This is a genomic window from Hymenobacter frigidus, assembly GCF_014640435.1.
Lineage (GTDB): Bacteria > Bacteroidota > Bacteroidia > Cytophagales > Hymenobacteraceae > Hymenobacter > Hymenobacter frigidus.
The window spans coordinates 46,548-66,942 of record NZ_BMGY01000012.1; the positions used below are offsets into that span (position 1 = coordinate 46,548).

Annotated in this window: 18 protein-coding genes; 3 read left to right on the forward strand and 15 right to left on the reverse strand. The window is 57.8% G+C overall.

Going from position 1 to position 20,395, the window contains the following annotated elements; all coding sequences use genetic code 11:
- Window positions 1-38 precede the first annotated feature (38 nt).
- The 4 genes from IEW17_RS08425 to pdhA form a co-directional block, all read right to left on the reverse strand.
- A complete protein-coding gene (locus IEW17_RS08425) occupies window positions 39-422 on the reverse strand; it encodes a TraR/DksA family transcriptional regulator (RefSeq protein WP_188561599.1) in 384 nt (127 codons plus the stop codon).
- A 175-nt stretch (window positions 423-597) separates the two neighbouring features.
- Window positions 598-1,074 (reverse strand): 6,7-dimethyl-8-ribityllumazine synthase, encoded by a 477-nt coding sequence (gene ribH, locus IEW17_RS08430; RefSeq protein ID WP_188561600.1) that lies wholly within the window; start codon window positions 1,072-1,074, stop codon window positions 598-600.
- A gap of 120 nt (window positions 1,075-1,194) precedes the next feature.
- Window positions 1,195-1,962, reverse strand: coding sequence for a tetratricopeptide repeat protein (locus IEW17_RS08435; RefSeq protein ID WP_229748884.1), 768 nt, complete (start codon window positions 1,960-1,962; stop codon window positions 1,195-1,197).
- A gap of 61 nt (window positions 1,963-2,023) precedes the next feature.
- Complete coding sequence (pdhA, locus tag IEW17_RS08440; protein WP_188561644.1) at window positions 2,024-3,082, reverse strand: pyruvate dehydrogenase (acetyl-transferring) E1 component subunit alpha; 1,059 nt, start codon at window positions 3,080-3,082, stop codon at window positions 2,024-2,026.
- A 179-nt stretch (window positions 3,083-3,261) separates the two neighbouring features.
- Between pdhA and recF the strand changes: the two genes are divergently transcribed.
- Both recF and IEW17_RS08450 read left to right on the forward strand, forming a co-directional pair.
- Entirely contained in the window at window positions 3,262-4,377 is a 1,116-nt protein-coding gene (recF, locus tag IEW17_RS08445) for a DNA replication/repair protein RecF (RefSeq protein WP_188561601.1), read from the forward strand.
- Window positions 4,378-4,448: 71 nt separating this feature from the next.
- Complete coding sequence (locus IEW17_RS08450) at window positions 4,449-4,760, forward strand: DciA family protein (RefSeq protein ID WP_188561602.1); 312 nt, start codon at window positions 4,449-4,451, stop codon at window positions 4,758-4,760.
- A gap of 301 nt (window positions 4,761-5,061) precedes the next feature.
- Here the strand turns inward: IEW17_RS08450 and IEW17_RS08455 are convergent, their stop codons facing one another.
- Both IEW17_RS08455 and IEW17_RS08460 read right to left on the reverse strand, forming a co-directional pair.
- Complete coding sequence (locus tag IEW17_RS08455) at window positions 5,062-5,448, reverse strand: helix-turn-helix domain-containing protein (protein WP_229748885.1); 387 nt, start codon at window positions 5,446-5,448, stop codon at window positions 5,062-5,064.
- Window positions 5,449-5,705: 257 nt separating this feature from the next.
- Window positions 5,706-6,560 carry a glycerophosphodiester phosphodiesterase family protein gene (locus tag IEW17_RS08460; RefSeq protein WP_188561604.1) on the reverse strand — a complete coding sequence of 285 codons (855 nt, stop codon included), beginning with the start codon at window positions 6,558-6,560 and terminating at the stop codon, window positions 5,706-5,708.
- 154 nt (window positions 6,561-6,714) lie between these two features.
- On the opposite strand from IEW17_RS08460, the gene IEW17_RS08465 reads away from it, so the two are divergent.
- A complete protein-coding gene (locus IEW17_RS08465) occupies window positions 6,715-7,335 on the forward strand; it encodes a hypothetical protein (RefSeq protein WP_188561605.1) in 621 nt (206 codons plus the stop codon).
- Window positions 7,336-7,431: 96 nt separating this feature from the next.
- Here the strand turns inward: IEW17_RS08465 and IEW17_RS08470 are convergent, their stop codons facing one another.
- From IEW17_RS08470 to ileS, 9 genes are all read right to left on the reverse strand, one after another.
- Window positions 7,432-7,701 carry a PLD nuclease N-terminal domain-containing protein gene (locus tag IEW17_RS08470; protein ID WP_188561606.1) on the reverse strand — a complete coding sequence of 90 codons (270 nt, stop codon included), beginning with the start codon at window positions 7,699-7,701 and terminating at the stop codon, window positions 7,432-7,434.
- 99 nt (window positions 7,702-7,800) lie between these two features.
- Entirely contained in the window at window positions 7,801-8,463 is a 663-nt protein-coding gene (locus IEW17_RS08475; RefSeq protein WP_229748886.1) for a rhomboid family intramembrane serine protease, read from the reverse strand.
- A 6-nt stretch (window positions 8,464-8,469) separates the two neighbouring features.
- Complete coding sequence (locus tag IEW17_RS08480; RefSeq protein ID WP_188561607.1) at window positions 8,470-9,441, reverse strand: polyprenyl synthetase family protein; 972 nt, start codon at window positions 9,439-9,441, stop codon at window positions 8,470-8,472.
- Window positions 9,442-9,658: 217 nt separating this feature from the next.
- Window positions 9,659-12,139 carry a ribonuclease R gene (gene rnr / locus IEW17_RS08485; protein ID WP_188561608.1) on the reverse strand — a complete coding sequence of 827 codons (2,481 nt, stop codon included), beginning with the start codon at window positions 12,137-12,139 and terminating at the stop codon, window positions 9,659-9,661.
- A gap of 279 nt (window positions 12,140-12,418) precedes the next feature.
- Window positions 12,419-14,482: an ABC transporter ATP-binding protein gene (locus IEW17_RS08490; RefSeq protein ID WP_188561609.1), complete on the reverse strand. Its 2,064-nt coding sequence runs from the start codon at window positions 14,480-14,482 to the stop codon at window positions 12,419-12,421.
- Between the two features lie 131 nt (window positions 14,483-14,613).
- Complete coding sequence (locus IEW17_RS08495) at window positions 14,614-15,132, reverse strand: hypothetical protein (RefSeq protein WP_188561610.1); 519 nt, start codon at window positions 15,130-15,132, stop codon at window positions 14,614-14,616.
- A gap of 97 nt (window positions 15,133-15,229) precedes the next feature.
- On the reverse strand, window positions 15,230-15,898 hold the full coding sequence (locus IEW17_RS08500; RefSeq protein ID WP_188561611.1) for a lipoprotein signal peptidase: 669 nt from the start codon (window positions 15,896-15,898) through the stop codon (window positions 15,230-15,232).
- 45 nt (window positions 15,899-15,943) lie between these two features.
- Entirely contained in the window at window positions 15,944-16,615 is a 672-nt protein-coding gene (locus tag IEW17_RS08505) for a lipoprotein signal peptidase (RefSeq protein WP_188561612.1), read from the reverse strand.
- A gap of 299 nt (window positions 16,616-16,914) precedes the next feature.
- A complete protein-coding gene (gene ileS / locus IEW17_RS08510) occupies window positions 16,915-20,286 on the reverse strand; it encodes an isoleucine--tRNA ligase (protein WP_188561613.1) in 3,372 nt (1,123 codons plus the stop codon).
- Between the last annotated feature and the right edge of the window lie 109 nt (window positions 20,287-20,395).

A 20,395-nucleotide genomic window follows, 5' to 3' on the forward strand; every position in this document is an offset into this window, starting at 1 on the left:
CCGACTACCCAATACCGATTACCAAAAAGCCGCGGTGCTTAGTCGCGCCGCGCCATTTTGGCTTCAATAGAATGCTGGGTGTGGGGCACGGCCCGCAGGCGCTCCTTGGGAATGAGCTTGCCGGTGCCGATGCACACGCCGTAGGTACCGTTTTTGATGCGAACCTGGGCGTTTTCGAGCTGCTGAATAAACTTCATCTGGCGCGAGGCCAGCTGGTTCATGCTTTCCTTCTCCGCCGTTTCGGCACCGTCTTCCAGCACCTTGGCCGAGGAGGCCGTGGTATCGGTGCCCGATTCGTTGCTCCGATTCAGCGTCTCTTTAATGAAGGTGAACTCCTTGCGGGCCGCCGTGAGTTTTTCCTGGATAATCTGGTCGAACTCGTTCAAGTCCTCCCGGGAATAGCGAATGTTGTCTCCGTTCATAAAATGAGTAAAAAGAACTGCGGAAAATAGCGGCCTTGCGGGTGGGCAATGCCTAAGCTGCTAAATAACGGGGAAGCCAAAGAAAGCTCCTGCCAGCGCGACGAAGCTAAGGTAGTTGCCTGCATGGTTTTGCAGACGCAAAGTTACAGATTCGAAAGCGCTTTTCCTTGGTGGGCTAAAAGCCTAGCATTTGGATAGCAGCCACAGCGGCTTCCACGCCCTTATTGCCGTGCTTACCACCGGCCCGGTCCCAGGCCTGCTCCAGCGTATTGGTAGTTACCAGCCCAAAGATGACCGGCTTATTGAATTTCAGGCCTACTTGCGTGATGCCCTGTGCCACGGCATGGCAGATGTAGTCATCATGCTTGGTTTCGCCCTGAATTACTACGCCCAGACAAATCACGGCATCCATCTCATCGTGCTGCGCCAGAAACTGCGCCCCAAGAGTGAGCTCAAAGCTGCCCGGCACGCTATTGCGGTAGATGTTTTCAGCCTTGGCTCCGTGCTTTATCAGGGTGTCAAAAGCCCCGGCGCTAAGGATGTCGGTTATCTCGCGGTTCCACTCAGATACTACCAGCCCGAAACGCTTACCGCTGATATCGATGAAGGTAGCAGCGTCGTAGTCGCTCAGGTTTTGGAGAGAAGTTGCCATGTGTTATAAAAATTGCCATCCTGAGCATAGCGAAGGACCTTACCACGGTTGAACGAAGTCCGTTCGGGTGCGATAAGGTCCTTCGCTGTGCTCAGGATGACAATGAAGCTTCGGGTTTGTTTATTTCTCCAGCTTGGCTTTGTACTGGCGGGCTTCGCCGACCTCCTGGGCCGTGGGATACTCGCTAATGATGCGGCCGTAGGCTTTCAGCGCGCCTTCACTGTCGCTGGCCAGCTCGCGAGCCGTGGCTTCTTTCAGCAGGTAGCCGGGCGAGAAGTATTCGTTGGCGTTGTGGTCGGCGGCTTTAGCGTAGAGGTCGGCGGCTTCCTTGGGCTTGTTCAATTCCAGCTGCGCATCGCCCATCAGCGAATAAGCACGGCTTTGCACCAGGTAGTCGTCGGAGCTAAAGTCCTCGAGAAAATCGAGGGCCTCTTTGTATTTGCCTTGTTTCAGCGAAGCTACCCCGGCGTAGAAGTTGGCCAGGTTGCCGGCTTTGGTGTTGCCATACTCGTTGGCCACGGTGGTGAGGCCGGGAGCCTTGCCGTCGCCTTTAACGGCTTTGCTCAGCGAATCGGCTTCCCAGTTGTTCACGGCGCGGAACATGCTGGCCTGCGCTTGCTGGTTCTGCTGAGTGCGCCAGGTGTAATACCCAAAGCCGCCTACTACGGCCAAAACAACTGCCGCCAAGATGCCCAGCAGCACGTTGCGGTTATTGCGCACGAAGTCTTCCGAATCAGCCAGGCGAGCGGCCAGGGCGTCCGGGTCTTCCAGCAGCGGATTTTCGGCCGGCAGGTTTTCGGCGGGGGCCAACGGGTCGGCGGGCACGTTCTGGGGTACTTGCCCCTGGCGGGCCTGCTGGCTTTTGCCAGAGTAGGGAATCTTCGACATTACAGTGGGTATTTCAGCAACAGGACCCGCAAGCGGGCCGCAGGGCCAGCGGCCGGGTTAATTAGTCGTGAATGTAGGGGTAGTCGGCCTGCACGTAAACGTCCTTGTACAGCTCGTCGGGCGTAGGGAAAGGCGAATTTTCAGCAAATTCTACCGACTCGGCCACTCTGGCTTTGATGGCCTCGTCGATGGCTTCAAGGTCGGCCTCGGTGGCCATGTTATTGCTGAGGATGGTATGACGCACGCCTTCGATGGCGTCGCGGTGCCGGTAGTCCTCCAACTCCTCTTTGGTGCGGTACTTGGCCGGGTCGCTCATCGAGTGGCCCTTGTAACGGTAGGTCTTAAATTCGAGCAGCGTGGGGCCGTCGCCTTTGCGGGCGCGCTCGGCAGCACGGGCCACGGCTTCGTGCACGTCCTCCACGCGCATGCCGTTCACCGGCTCCGAGGGCATGTCGTAGCTCAGGCCCAGCTTGTAGAGCTCGGTCACGTTCGACGTCCGGGACACCGACGTGCCCATGGCGTAGCCGTTGTTCTCAATCACGAAGATGACGGGCAGCTTCCAGAGCATGGCCATGTTGAAGGCTTCGTGCAGAGCACCCTGGCGCACGGCCCCGTCGCCCATGTAGCAGATGCAAAGCTTACCCGTCTTGTTGTATTTCTCGGCGAAGGCCAGGCCGGCACCCATGGGTATCTGCCCGCCCACGATACCGTGGCCGCCCACAAACCCAACCGACTTATCAAACATGTGCATCGAGCCCCCTTTGCCTTTCGAGCAACCGGTGGCTTTGGCATACAGCTCGGCCATCACGGCATTGGGCGACGTGCCCAGGGCCAGCGGGTGGGCGTGGTCGCGGTAAGCGGTGATGTATTTATCGCCTATTTCCAGAGCTGATACTGCCCCGGCCACACAAGCCTCCTGGCCGATGTAGAGGTGGCAGAAGCCTTTGATTTTTTGCTGCCCGTAAAGCTGCCCAGCTTTATCCTCAAACTTGCGCATGAGCTGCATTTGCTCATACCACTGCATATACGTCTCTTTGGGAAACGCGGGAGCGGCTGCTCGTTTGGGCTGGGGCGCGGCTTTGCCAGACGCGGCCGCCGTGGGCTTGTCGGTGCCAGGCATAACAGGGTCCGGCTGGCGGACCGTGGTCACGGTTTTGCCTTGGCCTTTGGCTGCTGCGCCATTGGATGCCGTCGATTTTTTAGGAGCAGCTTTTACTTTCGTATCCGCCATAGCACGTTAAGGAATATTTCGCGTTGGGAGGGCGAAATTACGTAAAACTGCTGGCAATACCGAACCTTATGTCCCTTGACTCCCTTCAGCTTCTTTTTTTTAAGAATTACGACGAGGCTGCTCTGCGTTTATCGCCCGGCCTCAATTGCTTTATCGGCGACAATGGCAGTGGCAAAACCAATCTGCTCGATGCCATTCATTATCTATCCCTGACCAAAAGCGCCATTAGTGCTTCAGACAGCCTTTCTATTAAACAAGGCGCTGATTTCTTTGTAGTTAAGGGTATTTTTTCTACAAATTCAGCCTCTGAGCACGAGACTATCCAGGTCAGCCTGCGCCAGGGACAAAAAAAGACCCTCACCCACGACAAGCAGCCCTATGAACGCATGGCCGACCACATCGGCCGCTACCCGGCCGTCCTGATTTCCCCCTACGACACCGACCTCATTCGGCAAGGCAGCGAGGACCGCCGGAAATATTTCGACAGCTTGATGGCCCAGCTCGACCATCAGTTTCTCGAGTTGCTCATCTCTTACAATGCACTGCTGCGCCAGCGCAACGCCGTGCTAAAACAAGGAGCCGACCGCTCTACGCATGGCTTTGACCGCGACTATTTGCTGGCCCTCGACGAACAGCTGGCGCCGCTGGGCCAACAGCTCACCGTGTTGCGCGAGGCTTTTCTTAGTGAATACGTTCCCATCTTCCAACGCCACTACCGCCAGCTAGCCGATGGCCGCGAAGCCGTAATGCTCACGTACAAGAGCCAACTACTCGGCGCAGACTTCGCCCAATTATTACGCGCCAACGAGCGCCGCGACTTTGCGCTGCAGCGCAGCACCACCGGCTCGCACCGCGACGATTTTGTTTTTCTCATGGAAGACATGCCGGTGAAGAGCCATGCCTCACAGGGACAACAAAAGTCATTTGCGATTGCGCTCAAGTTGGCGCAGTTTGAAATGCTGGCGGCCAAGCAACACCAAAAACCCCTCCTCCTACTCGATGACATTTTCGACCGCCTCGATGACAAGCGCATTGCGCGCCTGCTGGAGCTGGTAGCTGATGAGACGTTCGGCCAGGTTTTTCTTACCGATACCAACCTGGAAAGAACCGACCAGGCACTGGCCCGGGTTACCATTCCTATCCTGCGGTTCCGGGTAGAGAATGGCATGGTGGCACCCGTTTAAGAGAGGCCAAGAGCTACCTTTACAGCCTCGATATAAGTCCGGTTTTCCATAGCCCGGACGTTCCTGCCACCGTGAAAAAACCATCTGCTCCCTCCCGCTCCGGCGATATCATTGCGCTAAAAGAGGGACTGGAATCGTTGGTCCGGATTTACCGGTTACAAGGCAAGCTCAACGAGGTAACGGTGGTGTCGAGCTGGGAGCGGGTAATGGGCAAAGCGGTAGCCCTGAAAACCCAGGAGGTGTATGTGAACAAAGGCCGCCTGTTTGTGCGGCTTAGCTCGGCCCCGCTCAAGCATGAATTGCTCATGGCTAAAACCCGGGTAGCCGAACTCATCAATGCCGAGGTTGGCGAAACGGTTGTGAAGGAAGTCATCTTCCTCTAGCCATTCCCAAGCACGCCCTTTCTCCTGCCTTTTTACGATATTTCAGTCGCCTGCATAGCGCGATTGCATCTGTGTCGTGCAAGGCATTTTCGGCCGTTGCCTAGAGAGAGCTGTCTGTAACCCGACACCGATTTCTATCGGACTTAGCCTAGACGTTTGGCCTTTCTATTCCCGTCGGGCCCCGTTCCTCCTAGCTCTTTTCTGAGTCCATCATTGCGAATGCGGCTCTATTTGTCGCAGCCCTCCTACTTGACCGGAAGCAGTCATATTGAACAAAAATGTTTCACGTGGAACATTTTTGTCACTTAGGTCCATACACTTTCAGCAGAAGTTCATTGTAGGCTTCAAGAAGGGCAATGTACTTGGTTTGAAGCACCAAAAGCTGCTTTGCGGGGTCGGAATCAACACTTTGTACTGATGTTACACGGTGCGTAACATGATTTGTAACAATGTTTTTTGGCTGGGCTGTTACAAATGGTAAAGTGGATTGTTGAACGGGTGTAATATCGTTTGAAAAATCGTGGTTGATAATTTCGCCAATTCGTGTTACAAAGTTGTAATCAAGTGTATTTTCTTTGAATTTACGATAAATAGTCGGACGTGTAATACCCATCTCCTCTACGATACGCGTAATGGAAATACCGCTGTTTTTGATTGCTTCCTGCAGGATTTCGCCTTGATGTGGCATAGGGAATGTATTACGTAACGGTGATGCAAATATGTCACATTTGTAATTAATAAACAAATTTGTACAGATAATGCGGATACAAAATAATGCAACATTTATACGCATTACAATATGAAGCGGTGTAACATTACATACGCGTATTACACATTGATTACGTTACACTGTTAAGCTGTATCTCCGTGTTACACTTCGTCTATTTTATTATTTACCATTTGTCCCTGCCTTAGGCGGGACCAGGCAAGCACAAAATGCCTTTATTATTCAGTCAATAGGCCTATGAGCCGGTTGGGATAGTCAGTAGTTATGCCGTCAACGCCGAGAGCAAGGAGGTGGCGCATGTCTTGCACAGAGTTCACAGTCCAGGGAACAAGCCGGAGGTTGGGATACGCTGCACGCAATTTCTGCACCGCCGCTGGTGTTACAGTGCGAAAGTCCGGACCAAGCGTGGTGGGGATGAAACCAAGCTGGCTGATGTGCTGAACCCAGGGCAGGTTATCTTCTATCAGAAAGCAGGTAGCCAAATCCGGGTGTTGCTGATGAGCCAGAAGAAGAATGCGCGCGTCAAAACACAACAAGTGTGTGCGGGCTATTAAGCGGGCAGATTTTATTTCTTCCAAAACCAATGCGAGGAATTCGGCAGGCATTGGGTGGTATAGACCGTCGCCAGCAGGGCTGCTTTTCAGTTCAATCGAGTACCTGACTGGTGAGCGGCGTAGTTGCCGACAGGCGGTTTCAACGGCCGCGAAGACGTCGGCGAGCAATGGTTTGTGGGCTGGCTGGGAGAGCTGTTCGGGGAAATCAGGGTGCCGAAGCAGGCCGCACTCGCACTCGCGAATGAGGCGGTAAGGCATCTGGTATAAGTTGAACTGGGCGGGTTTGCCAGCTGGAATACGCTCGCCCAGCGGCCCGAAGCAAATGGCCGGATTAAGCCAGGGCTCGTGCGAAACGACAACCTGTTTATCGGCGGATATAACAACGTCCAACTCCAGTACGTCGACGCCTAGCGCAAGCGCATGAAGAAAGGCTGGGAGCGTGTTTTCGGGCAGCAGACCGCGGCAGCCACGGTGGCCGTGCACTTCGGTAGGGGCAGCGTGAGAAACGGCTTTAGACATGGCGTTGGGTCTGATTAAAGTGCAGAGAGGAGTGCTAAAGCACACAGCCTGTGGCCGGCAGTAGCAACTCAAAATGCCAAGCCCTGAGTAGGCGGCCCTTCCAATGTCGTGGATTAGGGTATTTTTGTAGCTCATCAATTTTGCGTTCGCTTTCATGAAAAAACTGCTCTTACTCGTACTACTGATAGCCGTCGGCGTTGGTGGCTACTATTACTACCGAAACCTGAAGCAAGGCCCTAGCGGTGCGCTAATGGCAGCGGCTGCAGCTGTGCAAACGCACGATATGGCCACGTTTGAGAAATACGTAGACGTGAACAGCGTGACTAGCCACTTGGTGGATGACGTGGCCCAGCAGGGCGCGATGCTCAGCTCACTCATGCCCGGCGGTGGCTTGGTAATGGGCGGGGCCATGCGCCTGCTAAAACCTGCCTTGGCCAAGGCCGCCCACCAGGAAGTGCAGCGCTACGTAGAAACCGGCTCGTTGGAGGCCGCGGCGGCGGCAGCTCCCAAGCGCCTCATGAATATTTCGCTGACGGGACTGGCCAGCAAAATCATGAGTCCGGAAAGCGCATTTAAAGGGGTGAAGTACACCCGGGAAGAAGGTGACAATGCCTTCATGGGCCTGGAGGTATCGCAACCTAAATACGATACGACGATGGTGATAGAAGTGAAAATGCGCCGGCAGGGCGACCATTGGCAGCTCACGCAAATTATGAACAGCGGCGACTTGCTGCGCGATGTAGCGCAGCTGGAAAAGAAGCGACTGTTGAACTAAGCTACGGTAGCTACCGAGGCTTCTCTGTGTTCTAAAAGCAAGAAGTCCCGACCATGGTATGGCCGGGACTTCTTGCTTTTATGATTGGTCGAACAATTATCTCCGACCAGAGAAAAGGAAGTAGATAATGGAGCCCCCAAAGGGGAAGAACCAAATTACTACTCCCCAAATCAGTTTTTTGGTAAGACTCCAGTCCTGCTTGAGCAGGCTGATGATAGCGGCAATGGCCAGGATTATGTACAGGACGCCAAATATGGAAAGGCTCCCGTTGTTCTTGTATGCGCTACAAGCTGAAAAAAGCAGCGTCAGGGGCAGCAAGAGTGCCGTCAAAGGCAGGCGGGAAGTAAAGTGACGAAGGGTGTTCATGAGGGGGGAAGAAAGTGAAAGATGAACCTGAAAACCCTTACGCAACGCTATTCAAATGGATATAATGAGTCGAATTTTAATATTTTAACTTATTGATAATCATATTATTGACTTGATAAAATACTGTATTTGCCGAACAAACTCGAGGCCAGAGGCAGGCATCAGCACCAAAACCAGGATTACGCCATACAACGCGCCGTAGAAGTGGGCGTCGTGGTTGATGTTATCGCCCCGGCGGCGGCCCTGGTAGTAGGAATAGGCCAGGTAGAGGAAGCCGAAGATGAAGCCTGGAATCCCGACCGGGATGAACATCATGTAAATCTTGTTGAGCGGGGAAAAAATCACCCCGGCAAACAGCACGGAGGCCACGCCGCCCGAGGCCCCCAGGCTACCGTATTCGCGGTCGTCACGGTGCCGAAAATAAGTGGGAATGTCGGACACCACAATGCCACCCAGGTAGAGCAGCAGGAAGCGCCAGAGGCCCCCCAGCGCGCCAAAGCCATCGAGGCCGGGCGCCCCGGTGCCATTGGCCAGCACGCCCAGCACGAGGCCTCCAAAGGAATAGAAGGCAATCATGTTGAAGAGGAGGTGGCCCCAGTCGGCGTGCAGGAAACCGGAGGTGAGGAAGCGGTACCATTGGCCGTTGTCGCGGGCCATTTTGTAGGGGCGGAGTATCCAGGACTCCATCAGCTCGTGATTGGACCAGGCGTAAGCGGAAACGAGGACCGTGAGGCCGACGATGATGAGAATGGGATTGAACACGGAGGTTTAGTTTTCGCGGTCCATAAGCTGGAGCGCGAGGCGATGAAGGGGTTCTTTGCGGGCAGCGGGGGCCGCTACGCGCTCCAGGTGCTGCAGGGCATCCTGGAAGTAGGTATTGATGAGAACTTCCGTTTGAGAGCGAATTTCAAGCTCGTCGTAGATGGCGCGCACGGCTTGCACTTTGGCATCAGCATTGGCCACGGGTTGGCCGATGTGCCGGGCCAGGATGGCCTGCTGAGCGGCGCTGGCCTGGGCCTGGGCGGAGAGCAGGAGGAAGGTCTTTTTATCGGAGATGATGTCGCCGCCCACACGCTTGCCAAAGGTGGCGGCATGGCCGTAGACATCGAGCAGGTCATCGCGCAGCTGGAAGGCCAGGCCAATGTCGGTGCCGAACTGGCGAAGGTGCTCGGCATCTTCCTGCGATGCGCCGGCGAGGCGGGCCCCCAGCTCCAAGCAAAAGCCCAGGAGAACGGCCGTTTTCAGGCGAATCATATCCAGGTATTGGGCGATGCTGACCTGGGGTTCGGTTTCAAAATTCATGTCCCACTGCTGGCCCTCGCACACCTCGGCGGCCGTTTGGCCGAAGCGACGCAGCACGACGGGGAGCAGCGCCGGCTCCACGTCCAGGAACAGCTCGTAGGCCCGCACCAGCATCACGTCGCCGCTGAGGATGGCTACGTTGGGGTTCCATTTTTCGTGCACCGTGGCCTGGCCGCGGCGCAGCGGAGCCTGGTCCATCAGGTCGTCGTGGAGCAGGGTGAAGTTGTGAAAGACTTCGGTGGCCAGCGCGGGCTTGATGATGCCGCTTAGCTCATCAGTGAAAAGGTGGGCACCGAGCAGCGTGAGCAGCGGCCGGATGCGCTTACCGCCCAGGCCCATGATGTAGCGGATGGGGGCGTAGAGGGTGTCGGGCTGCTCGCCGTAGCTGAGCTGCGCGAGGGCGGTGGTGATTTGAGCGGGGAAGTCTACTGGGGTCATAGGTGGTGCAAAGAACGGCAAGCGCCGGTAACCTCACCCCCGGCCCCTCTCCAAAAGAGAGGAGAGCCGAGAGGCGTTTGAATGATGAACTGGGGACTATTGGCATCAACAAAAAGGCCCCGACTCCAGATTGAGTCAGGGCTTTTGTAAACGTCAGGCTCCCCTCTCTTTTGGAGAGGGGCCAGGGGTGAGGTTCCGACAGCCGGGTTCGCCGGACTTACCGCCGATTGCCTTTGAAGCCACCCTTGCTCCCACCCTTGCCGCCGCCGCTGTGCTCGCGGTAGCCGCGGGGCTCGCTGCCGCGCTGCTTGCGCTCCTCGGCTTCGCGCTTTTTCACAAAATCGGGCCGGTCGTCCACTAGCTCGAAGTCAATGGTGCGGTCGAGCAGGTTGGCCGATTTCACGACCACCATCATCTCGTCGCCGAACTGAATGATGCGCTTGTTGTTGCGGCCCACAATGCGGTAGTTATCCTTATCAAGCTCGTAGAAGTCGCCGGGAATGTCGCTGATGCGAACCATGCCCTCGCACTTGTTCTCCTCAATTTCGATGTACATGCCGCGCTCGGTGAGGCCCGAAACCACGCCCTTGAAGGTATTGCCGATTTCGTTGGCCATGAACTCGACCTGCTTGAACTTGATGCTGGCGCGCTCGGCGTTGGCCGCCAGCTTCTCGCGGGCCGAGGAGTGCTTGCACTCGTCTTCCACGGGGTCGACGGGCACGTTCTTGCCGCCGAGCAGGTAGTGCTCCAGCAAGCGGTGGGCCATCATATCCGGGTAGCGGCGGATGGGCGAGGTGAAGTGCGAATAGTGCTCGAAGGCCAGGCCGAAGTGGCCCAGCGGCTCGGTGGTATAGATGGCCTTCGACATGGTGCGAATGGCCAGGCCCTGGAGCACGTTCTGCTCGGGCTTGCCCATCACCTCGGAGCTGAGGTTGTTGAGCTCGGTGCTGATTTTCTTCGGATTTTCGAGCTTGAGCTTGTAGCCGAATTTTTGGGCGAAGAGGGCGAAGGTCTGGAGGCGTTCGGGCTCGGGCGCATCGTGGGTGCGGTACACCATGGTGAAGCGCGGCTTGGTCTTTTTGAGGTTGAACACGAACTCGGCCACCTTGCGATTGGCCAGCAGCATGAACTCCTCAATCATCTTGTGGGCATCCTTGCGCTCCTTCACGTACACGCCGAGCGGCTTGCCGGCCGCATCGAGGCGGAACTTCACCTCCTGGGTTTCGAAGGTGATGGCCCCTTGCTTGAACCGCTGGGCGCAAATTTTGTGCGCCATGTCGTTCATCACGTTAATCTCCTCGGCGTGGTCGCCGGCCTTGCTTTCGATGCGCTCCTGGGCCTCTTCGTAGCTGAAGCGGCGGTCGGAGTGAATGATGGTTTTGCCGAACCACGACTCGTACAGCTTGCCGTCGTCGTCCAGCTCGAACACGGCCGAGAAGGTCAGCTTGTCCTCGTGCGGGCGCAGCGAGCACAGGCCGTTGCTGAGGCGCTCGGGCAGCATCGGAATCACGCGGTCGACCAAATACACCGAGGTGGCGCGGTGCTTGCCTTCGCGCTCCAGCTCGGTGCCGGGGCGCACGTAGTGGGTCACGTCGGCGATGTGCACCCCGATTTCCCAATGACCGTTTTGCAGCTTCTCGATGCTCAGGGCGTCGTCGAAGTCCTTGGCGTCGGCCGGGTCGATGGTGAAGGTGGTGACGTTGCGGAAGTCACGGCGACGGGCAATTTCGTCCTCCAAGATAACCTCGCTGATGCCCTCCGATTCGGTCTGCACTTCCTCGGGGAATTCAAAAGGCAGGCCGAACTCAGCCATGATGGCGTTAATCTCCGCCTCGTTGCCACCGGCAGCCCCGAAGTTGCGGATAACCTCGCCCACCGGCTGGCGGCTGCTGTCCTCCGGAAACTCGGTGATGCGCACCAGCACCTTGTCGCCGTTGCGCGACTCGTGCAGCAAGTGCGGCGGCACAAACACGTCGAAGTACACCTTGCGGTTATCTGGTTTAACAAAACCCAGGGTGCCCTGAATCTGAATGCGGCCCACCACTTCAGGGCGCTGGCGTTTGAGCACTTCCACCACGTCGCCCACCGGGCGGCCGTCGCGGGAGCTGCGCATCCGCACCCGCACCACGTCGCCCTGCAGGGCAAACTTGAGCTGGTCCGTGAACACGCGAATGTCATCGGCCTCGCCCGTGCCCTCGGGCACCACGAAGGCGAAGTTGGGCGTGGCCAAATCCACGGTGCCGATAACAGTGTTTGACGGAGCGCGCTCGGGGCGGTCGTCGCCGTCCACGTAGTCGAAACCGGCGGCGCGGCGGCGGTGCACGATGGGGTCCTGGCCAAACTCGGCCTGCACTGAGCGGTTGCGGGGCGGCGCCACCGGCAAGTCGACTTTTTTGGTCGATTTGCGGGCGCTGGACGGCATCAACGCCGTCGCCACGGCATCGGTATCAGCCAAACGGTATTCGTCGTTTTGGAGCAGCGTAATCAAGCCTTGCTTGCGCAGGACCTTAATGTGCGCAAAGATTTCCTCGCGCTGGTCCTTGGTCGTGACGCCGAGGCGGCGTGAGAGCTGACGGTAGGCGAGAACTTTGGTGGGGTTGTCGGTGAAGGCGCGCAGGACCTGGTCCTGGGTGATGGCCGTGGGTTCGGGCTTTTCGCGCTTGGCGCGGGGAGTCCGGGAGTTTTCGGGGGTGTTCATGTAAAAAAAAGCGGCCGCCGAATAGTTGATTGGTCGCAGGCGGCGAGAGCGGAAAAATGGTTGGGCTGGCTGGGCCGCGCCGCTTAGTGAAACGCGGGCCGGGCCGAGAGGTTTTAGATGGCCGGGGTAGGGACGCATAATTGCGTCTCGTAGCATGAGCTGTTCCGGGTGCCACAGCAGAAGCTGCCGCAACGCCATTGAAACAGCCGGGGAACATCCGGGACGATTCCGTTCAACGACGAGACGCAAATATGCGTCTCTACAGCCGAATTCAGTAGGTTACGTCCGGCTGGCCACGGCGGCTTCGATGTCGGCCAAACTATCCTTGGGAATAGCCGCCAGCAGGCCCTGGGTGTATTCGTGTTGTGGGTTGGCATAAATGGCCGCCGCCGGGCCGCTCTCCACGATGCGGCCCTGGTGCATGACCAGCAGCCGGTCGCTCATAAACCGGGCCACGGACAGGTCGTGCGTGATAAACAAATAGGTGATACCGAACTCGCGCTTGAGGTCGTTGAGCAGGTTCAGCACCTGCGCCTGCACCGAAACGTCGAGGGCCGAAACCGACTCGTCGCAGACAATCAGCTTGGGCTGTAGGGCCAGCGCCCGGGCAATGCAGATTCGTTGCCGCTGCCCGCCGCTGAACTCGTGCGGGTAGCGCTGGAAATGCTCGTCGCGCAGCCCCACGGTGCGCAGCAGCTCCAGCACTTTCGTTTTTTGCTGCGAGCGGGTGCCGCCCACGTTGTGCACGCGCATCGGCTCCCAGATGGCCTCTCCCACCGTCAGCATGGGATTAAGGGCGGCGTAGGGGTCCTGAAAAACCAGCTGCAAATCGCGCCGACGGCGGCGCAAGTCACCACTGGACAGCTTCGCCAAATCAGTTCCTTCAAACAGGATGCTGCCCGCCGTTGGTTCCGTGAGGCGGAGCAGCGCCCGGCCCAGCGTGGTTTTGCCGCAACCAGACTCCCCCACCAGGCCGATGGTCTCACCGGGGTAGAGCGTGAAGCTGACATCGTCCACGGCCCGCACGTAGTCGGTGGCCCGACGGAAGAAGCCCTTGCGGAGGGGAAAGTAGACCTGGAGATTTTGGACTTCCAGGAGCGGCGCGGCTCCGTTAACCTCACCCCCCAGCCCCCTCTCCCGCGGAGAGGGGGAGTCTGACGACTGAGGTGTGGTTTGGGTTGGAACGAGAGATGAGACAGTGGAATCAACAGCGGCCGAAGCATCTTCTGAAACGCAAGACTTATCCCCGCGCATTACCGGTGCCCCATCTCCACGGGAGAGGGGGTCAGGGGGTGAGGTTGACGCCTGCGCCAAACCGGTTTCCAACCGTGGAACACCGCCCAAATCCCCATGTTCCACGGGGAACGTTTTGGCGGTACCAATTTTATCGAGTAACTGCTGCTGCTGCACTTCGGGCGAAGATTCCGCAAGTGCCTCATCTGGCAATGGAACCGTTGGCGCGGGCTGAGCAAAAAGCTGCCCGCTGGCGTCCTCACCCATGAAATCGGCCACTACGGGCAGGCGTTTTTTGCCCACCGAGAGGCGTGGACGGCACGCCAAAAGGCCTTTTGTGTACGGATGTTGCGGATTTGAAAAAATATCCAGCACTCTCCCCTGCTCCACCACCTTGCCCCGGTACATGACCAGAATGCGGTCGGCGATTTCGGCCACCACGCCCAGGTCGTGGGTGATAAAGAGCACGGCGGTGTTGTGCTGGCGGCGCAGGTCATCAATCAGGCGCAGCATCCGGGCCTGCACGGTCACGTCGAGGGCCGTGGTGGGCTCGTCGGCGATGAGCAGGGCCGGGCGGCAGGCCATAGCCATGGCAATCATCACGCGCTGCTTCTGGCCACCCGAAATTTCGTGCGGATAGCTGCCGAAAATGCTTTCGGGGCGCGGCAGCTGGGCTTCGGTGAACAGCTCGATGGTGCGCGCCTTGGCTTCCTTCGCGCTGAGCTCGGTGTGGAGGCGCAGGGCTTCCACCACCTGGCTGCCGCAGGTGTACACGGGATTCAGCGAGGTCATCGGCTCCTGGAAAATCATGCCGATGTCGTTGCCGCGCACCTGACGCAGGTCGGTTTCGGATAGTTTCAGCAGGTCGGTATGGCCCAGGGTTGAGGACTGGAAGATGACCTGCCCGCTGCTGATGCGGCCGGGCGGCATCGGTATCAGCCCCAACAGGGCCAATGAGGTGACCGACTTGCCCGAGCCGGATTCGCCCACAATGGCCAGCGTTTCGCCCCGGTTCAGCTCAAACGACACGTTGTCTACGGCCCGCACGTCGCCGCGGTGGCTGGAGAAGTCAATGGTGAGGTTGGAGACGGTGAGGAGCGGGTTGGGCACGGAGGGAATTATGGGTGGCGGATTTGGATGGTTTTGGTACGCAAGAACGTCAAGTACGCAGGAACGTCATGCTGAGCGCAGTCGAAGCATCTCTACCGCTTGGCGGTCGAATCCAAAGAGTCACTTGCTACCTATTTGGGAGCATTAATCCTAAAGTTTGAATATTGCCCGGTCGATAGACTCACCACCACGTCATAATAACACGCGCCACCGCCTTTAACTTGATACAAATGACTCTTCCACCACTCACTGCTATCAACACGACAAAAGCCGTTTACGTAAACCAGCTTGTGGCCTTTGCTATCAATAGCACTTATGAACTGATGGTAATAACCCGCTATTGGCAAATTGTTAGCCCGGTGTAGGACGACTAATAAGCTGTCTAATTGCTGTAATTTCTGATTATTGAGTGATGTTGCTTTGAGAGCATCCGAACCTCGAAACAGACCTTCATCGACGGACCAAAATGGAAACACAATAACATTTGCCGAAGGCATTACAGCATTTGCTCTTGCAGCATAGCTACTTGTTGGAACAACATCTGGCGTAAGGCTTGACTGACCGAATACCAAACAGGACGAAAAGACCGCAGTAACGAAAAGAACAAATGCTGTTCTTCGGGCGACGGAATGAGACTTATTAATTTTCACAAAAATGTCTTTTGTGTCTTTCCAAATAAAGCGGTAGAGATGCTTCGACTGTGCTCAGCATGAAGGTCTGCGATTCCGCCGCCCAGCCCCTCCCGTGCTACACCAGCTTCTCAGTATCGGTAGCGACTCGTGGCTGGCTCTCGTTGGGAGCGGCCGTGGGCTGCGACTCGTTGAAAAAACGGTTTTGATTGAGCAGAATCAACGCTACGCCAATGAAGATGGACGAATCAGCAATGTTGAAGATGGGGAAGCCGTTGCTGTACGTGCCCCCGATGAGGGGCCAGGATTTGGGGAAGTACCCCACATACAGCGGCACGAAAATCATGTCGATGACCTGGCCGTAGAACCAGCGCGTGGGCGAGCCAGCTGGGGCATTATCATAGATAATTCCGTAGAAAATTGAGTCGATGAGGTTGCCTACCGCGCCGCCGAGGATGAGGGCCATGCAGGCGATGTAGCCGGCGGCCACGCGCTGGCGGCTCAGACGGATGATGTAGTAAATCAGCCCGCCGACGGCCACCGTGCGGAAAAGCGTGAGCACCAGCTTGCCGTAGGGCGCGGGCAGCTGCGCGCCGAAGGCCATGCCGGGGTTCAGAATGTAATTCAGCTTGGCGAACTGGCCGAGGACGGGGATTTCGCCGGCTGAACCGGGCTGCATGTAAGTGTGCACGGCCCACTTTGAGAGCTGGTCGATGGCGATGATGAGCAGGGCTAGCAGGAAGAACTTGGCCGCGGAATGCTGACGAGTGGAGAGCGTTGGGTGCATTTCAATTAGTGCCCGGGGGCAGAATAAACGGGCAGGAAAGATGCGCTAGGCCAGGTTCTCTGAGTCGGGCGCTACCAGCGGCTCACTGTGCCTGGCGGGGGTAGCAGTGGGTTCCTCCTGCTTGAAAAAACGGCTCTGGTTGAGCAGAATCAAGGCTACGCCGATGAAAATGGAGGAATCGGCGATGTTGAAGATGGGCCAGAGCGACACGTACTTCCCTCCTAGCAGCGGCCAGTTTTGGGGCAGGAAGCCTTCGTAAATATCGACGTAGAGCATGTCGATGACCTGACCGTAGAACCAACGCGTGGGCGAGCCAAACGGGGCGTTGTCGTAGATGATACCGTAGAAAATAGAATCAATCAGGTTGCCCAAAGCGCCGCCCAAAATCAGGGCCATGCAGGCGATGAATCCGGACGCGGCCCGCTGGCGCACCAGCCGAATGATGTAGTAGCTGATACCGAACACTGCCACCAAGCGGAAAGCACTGAGCACCAGCTTACCGTAAGGAGCCGGCAGCTCGGCTCCGAAGGCCATGCCGGGGTTCAGCGTGTAGTGCAGCTTGGCCCAGTCGCCCAGCAGACGGATTTCGCCCGCCATTCCGGGCTGCATGTAGGTATGCACGGCCCACTTCGACAGCTGGTCGATGGCGATGATAAAAAGCGCCAGCAGGAAGAATTTGGCCGCAGATTGCTGGCGATTGGTGATGGTTGGGTGCATTCAGGCGGGCCGAAAATCGAGGAAGTTGAAGTCAGAAAGTAGTACGGTTAGGATTCTCTAGAACGTCATGCTGAGCGCAGTCGAAGTATCTCTACCGCTTCGTTGAACGGCTCAAATGGAGCGATAGAGATGCTTCGACAAGCTCAGTATGACGTGCGATTAGGAGACGTTCCTTTTACCATGTTTTATACCTTTTATAACTGACTGTCTGGGTTTTTTGACCGATAAAAACGAGCTTATCGACCGTTTGTGCGACCAAAAACTCGCCGGGTTTTGCAATACCGGCGAGTCGTTCAGCATCAAGCAGTTGCCACCTCCAAACGGACGGGCACGGAGTAGTCATCAAATTCGAGCACGGAACCACCGTTCACGTCGGCTGCGAAAGTCAAAGCGAGGGCCTGCGTTTCGGCGCGGATGTAGTCACCAAATGCGGCTACGGCGGCGGCCAGCTCGGGCTGCTGGTCGGCCAAGGTCACGCGGATTTTGTCCTGCACTTCCAGGCCCGAGTCTTTGCGCAGGTTCTGCAGGCGGTTCACCAGCTCACGGGCGAGGCCTTCCTGGCGCAGGGCGTCGGTCAGGGTTACGTCGAGGGCCACGGTGAGGGGGCCGTCGGTGGCCACGAGCCAGCCGGGCAGGTCGTCGGTGCGGATTTCCACATCGTCGGGCGCCAGGGTGATGGGCTGGCCATCAACCTCCACGGCGAGGCTTCCCTCCTTCTCCAATTGACTGATTTCGGCGGCTGTCATCTGCTGAATGCGGGCACCCACGGCCTTCAGGCGCGGGCCGTATTGCTGGCCGAGGCGCTTGAAGTTGGGCTTCACCGACTTCACCAGCACGCCGCTTTCGCTCTCGTCGTCGAGGAATTCGATGTGCTTCACGTTGATTTCGGCGCAAATCAGGTCCTCCACGAGGCCGACTTGCTCCTTGGTGGTGTCGTTCAGCACCGGCACCAGAATGCGCAGCAGCGGCTGCCGCACCTTCAGCACCGACTTTTTGCGCAGCGAGTGGGCCAGCGAGCTGATGCGCTGGGCCAGCTCCATCCGCTCTTCCAGCTTGGGGTCGATGCGGGTTTCATCGGCTTCAACCAGCAGCGTGAGGTGCACCGATTCAATGCCCTGGTCACCGGTGAGGTTGCGGTACAACCACTCGGCGAAGAAGGGCGCGATGGGCGACATGAGCTGCGCCACGGTCTGCAGGCACTCGTTCAGCGTCTCGTAGGCGGCGCGCTTATCGTTCGTCAGCTCGCCTTTCCAGAAACGACGGCGCGAGAGGCGCACGTACCAGTTCGAGAGCTGGTCGGTCACGAAATCCTGGATGGCGCGGGCGGCCTTCGTGGGGTCGTAGCTATCCAGATGGCCGCGTACTTCGGCAATCAGTGACTGCAGCTTGCTCAGAATCCAGCGGTCCAGCTCGCTCAACTCGGCGTGCGGAGTACGGGTTTTTTCGTCGATTTCAAACCCGTCCAGGTTCGCATAAAGCGCATAGAACGAGTACGTGTTGAAGAGCGTGCCGAAGAAACGGCGCTGCACCTCGGTCACGCCGGCCGAGTCGAACTTGAGGTTGTCCCACGGTGGCGCGTTAGCGATGAGGTACCAACGGGTGGCGTCGGGGCCGAACTGCTTGATGGTGGCAAACGGGTCCACGGCGTTGCCGAGGCGCTTGCTCATCTTTTGGCCGTCCTTGGCCAGCACGAGGCCGTTGGCAATCACGTTTTTGAAGGCCACGGAGTCCTCCAGCATCACGGCCAGCGCGTGCAGCGTGAAGAACCAGCCGCGGGTCTGGTCCACGCCTTCGGCGATGAAGTCGGCGGGGAAGTTCTTCTGGAATTTCTCGGCGTTTTCAATCGGATAGTGCCACTGGGCGTAGGGCACGGCCCCGCTGTCGAACCAGACGTCGATGAGGTCGGCCTCGCGGTACATGGCCTGGCCCGTGGGGCTGACGAGGAAAATATCGTCCACGTAAGGGCGGTGCAGGTCAATTTGTTCGCCGTTGGCGTAGGGGTTGTGGGTCATGACTTCGGCCGCCACGGCCTTATCAATCTCCGCTTTCAGCTCGGCGATGCTGCCGATGCAGATTTCCTCCGTCCGGTCCTGGGTGCGCCAGATGGGCAGCGGCGTGCCCCAGTAGCGCGAGCGGCTGAGGTTCCAGTCCACCAGGTTTTCCAGCCAGTTGCCGAAGCGGCCGGTGCCGGTACTTTCGGGCTTCCAGTTGATGGTTTTGTTGAGCTCGATGAGCCGGTCCTTCACCGCCGTGGTCTTGATGAACCAGGAATCGAGCGGGTAATAGAGCACGGGCTTGTCGGTGCGCCAGCAGTGCGGGTAGGTGTGCTCGTACTTCTCAACTTTGAAGGCCGTGCCGTCGCCCTTCATCTTGATGACGATGCTCTCGTCCAGCGTCTTGTAGTCGGCCCCGGTCTCGTCGTGGCCGTCGTAGTTTTTCACCCAGCGGCCCGCAAACTCGCCCATTTGGGGCACGTAGCGGCCCGTCCGGTCCACGATTGGCCCCAGCGTGCCTTCGGCATCCGGCACCATCAGCGCCGGGATATCGGCCAGCTGCGCGGCCCGGAAGTCGTCAGCGCCAAACGTGGGCGAGATGTGCACGATGCCGGTGCCGTCCTCCGTGGTCACAAAGTCACCGTTGATGACGCGGAAAGCCCGCTCCTCGCCTTCGAACGGCGTAAAATCGAACAGGCGCTCGTATTTAATGTCGATGAGGTCGGCGCCAGTAAAATCACCCAGTACGCGCCAGGGCAGCACCTTGTGGTCGCCCTCGGCATAGCCTTCCAGCGGAGCAGCGGCACCCTTCTCGTTGAAATAACGGCCCACCAACGCCTTGGCCAGCACCACGTGGATGGGCTCAAAGGTGTAGGGGTTGAAGGTGCGGATAAGCTGGTACGGGATGTTCTTACCCACGGCGAGGCCCGTATTGGCGGGCAAGGTCCAGGGCGTGGTCGTCCAGGCAAGAATGAACACCTTGGCTTCATGGCCAGCCAGGGCAAACAGCTTTTCAGCCGCCGCGCCCGGCTTCACCCGGAACTGCGCCACCACGGTCGTGTCCATCACGTCGCGGTAGGTGCCGGGCTGATTCAGCTCGTGCGAGCTGAGGCCGGTACCGGCGGCCGGCGAGTAGGGCTGAATGGTGTAGCCCTTGTAGAGCAAACCCTTGTCGTAAAGCTTCTTGAGCAGCGCCCAGCAGCTTTCGATGTACTCCGGCTCGAAGGTCACGTAGGGGTCGTCAAGGTCGACCCAATAGCCCATTTTCTCAGTCAGGTCGTCCCACTGCGCCTTGAAGCGCATGACAGTTTCCTTGCAGCGCTGGTTGTACTCCGCGATGCTAATTTTCTTGCCGATGTCCTCCTTCGTGATGCCCAGCTCCTTCTCCACCTGCAGCTCGATGGGCAGGCCGTGGGTGTCCCAGCCGCCTTTGCGGGGCACCTGCTTGCCCAGCAGCGTCTGGTAGCGGCAGAAGATGTCCTTCACCGTGCGCGCCATCACGTGGTGGATGCCGGGCGCGCCGTTGGCCGAAGGCGGGCCTTCGTAAAACACGAACGTGGGCTGGCCTTCGCGGCTGCTCACGCTCTTCTCGAAGATGCCGTGCTCCTTCCACCAAGCGAGGATGTCCTCGCCGAGCTGGCCATAGTTGAGCGGCTGCTTAAATTCAGGGTATTTCATGAATTGGATTATTTTCAATTCTTTAGAACGTCATGCTGAGCGCAGCCGAAGCATCTCACTCGCTTCGTTGCAATCGTATTGATTACTACTGCACGCGAGATGCTTCGGC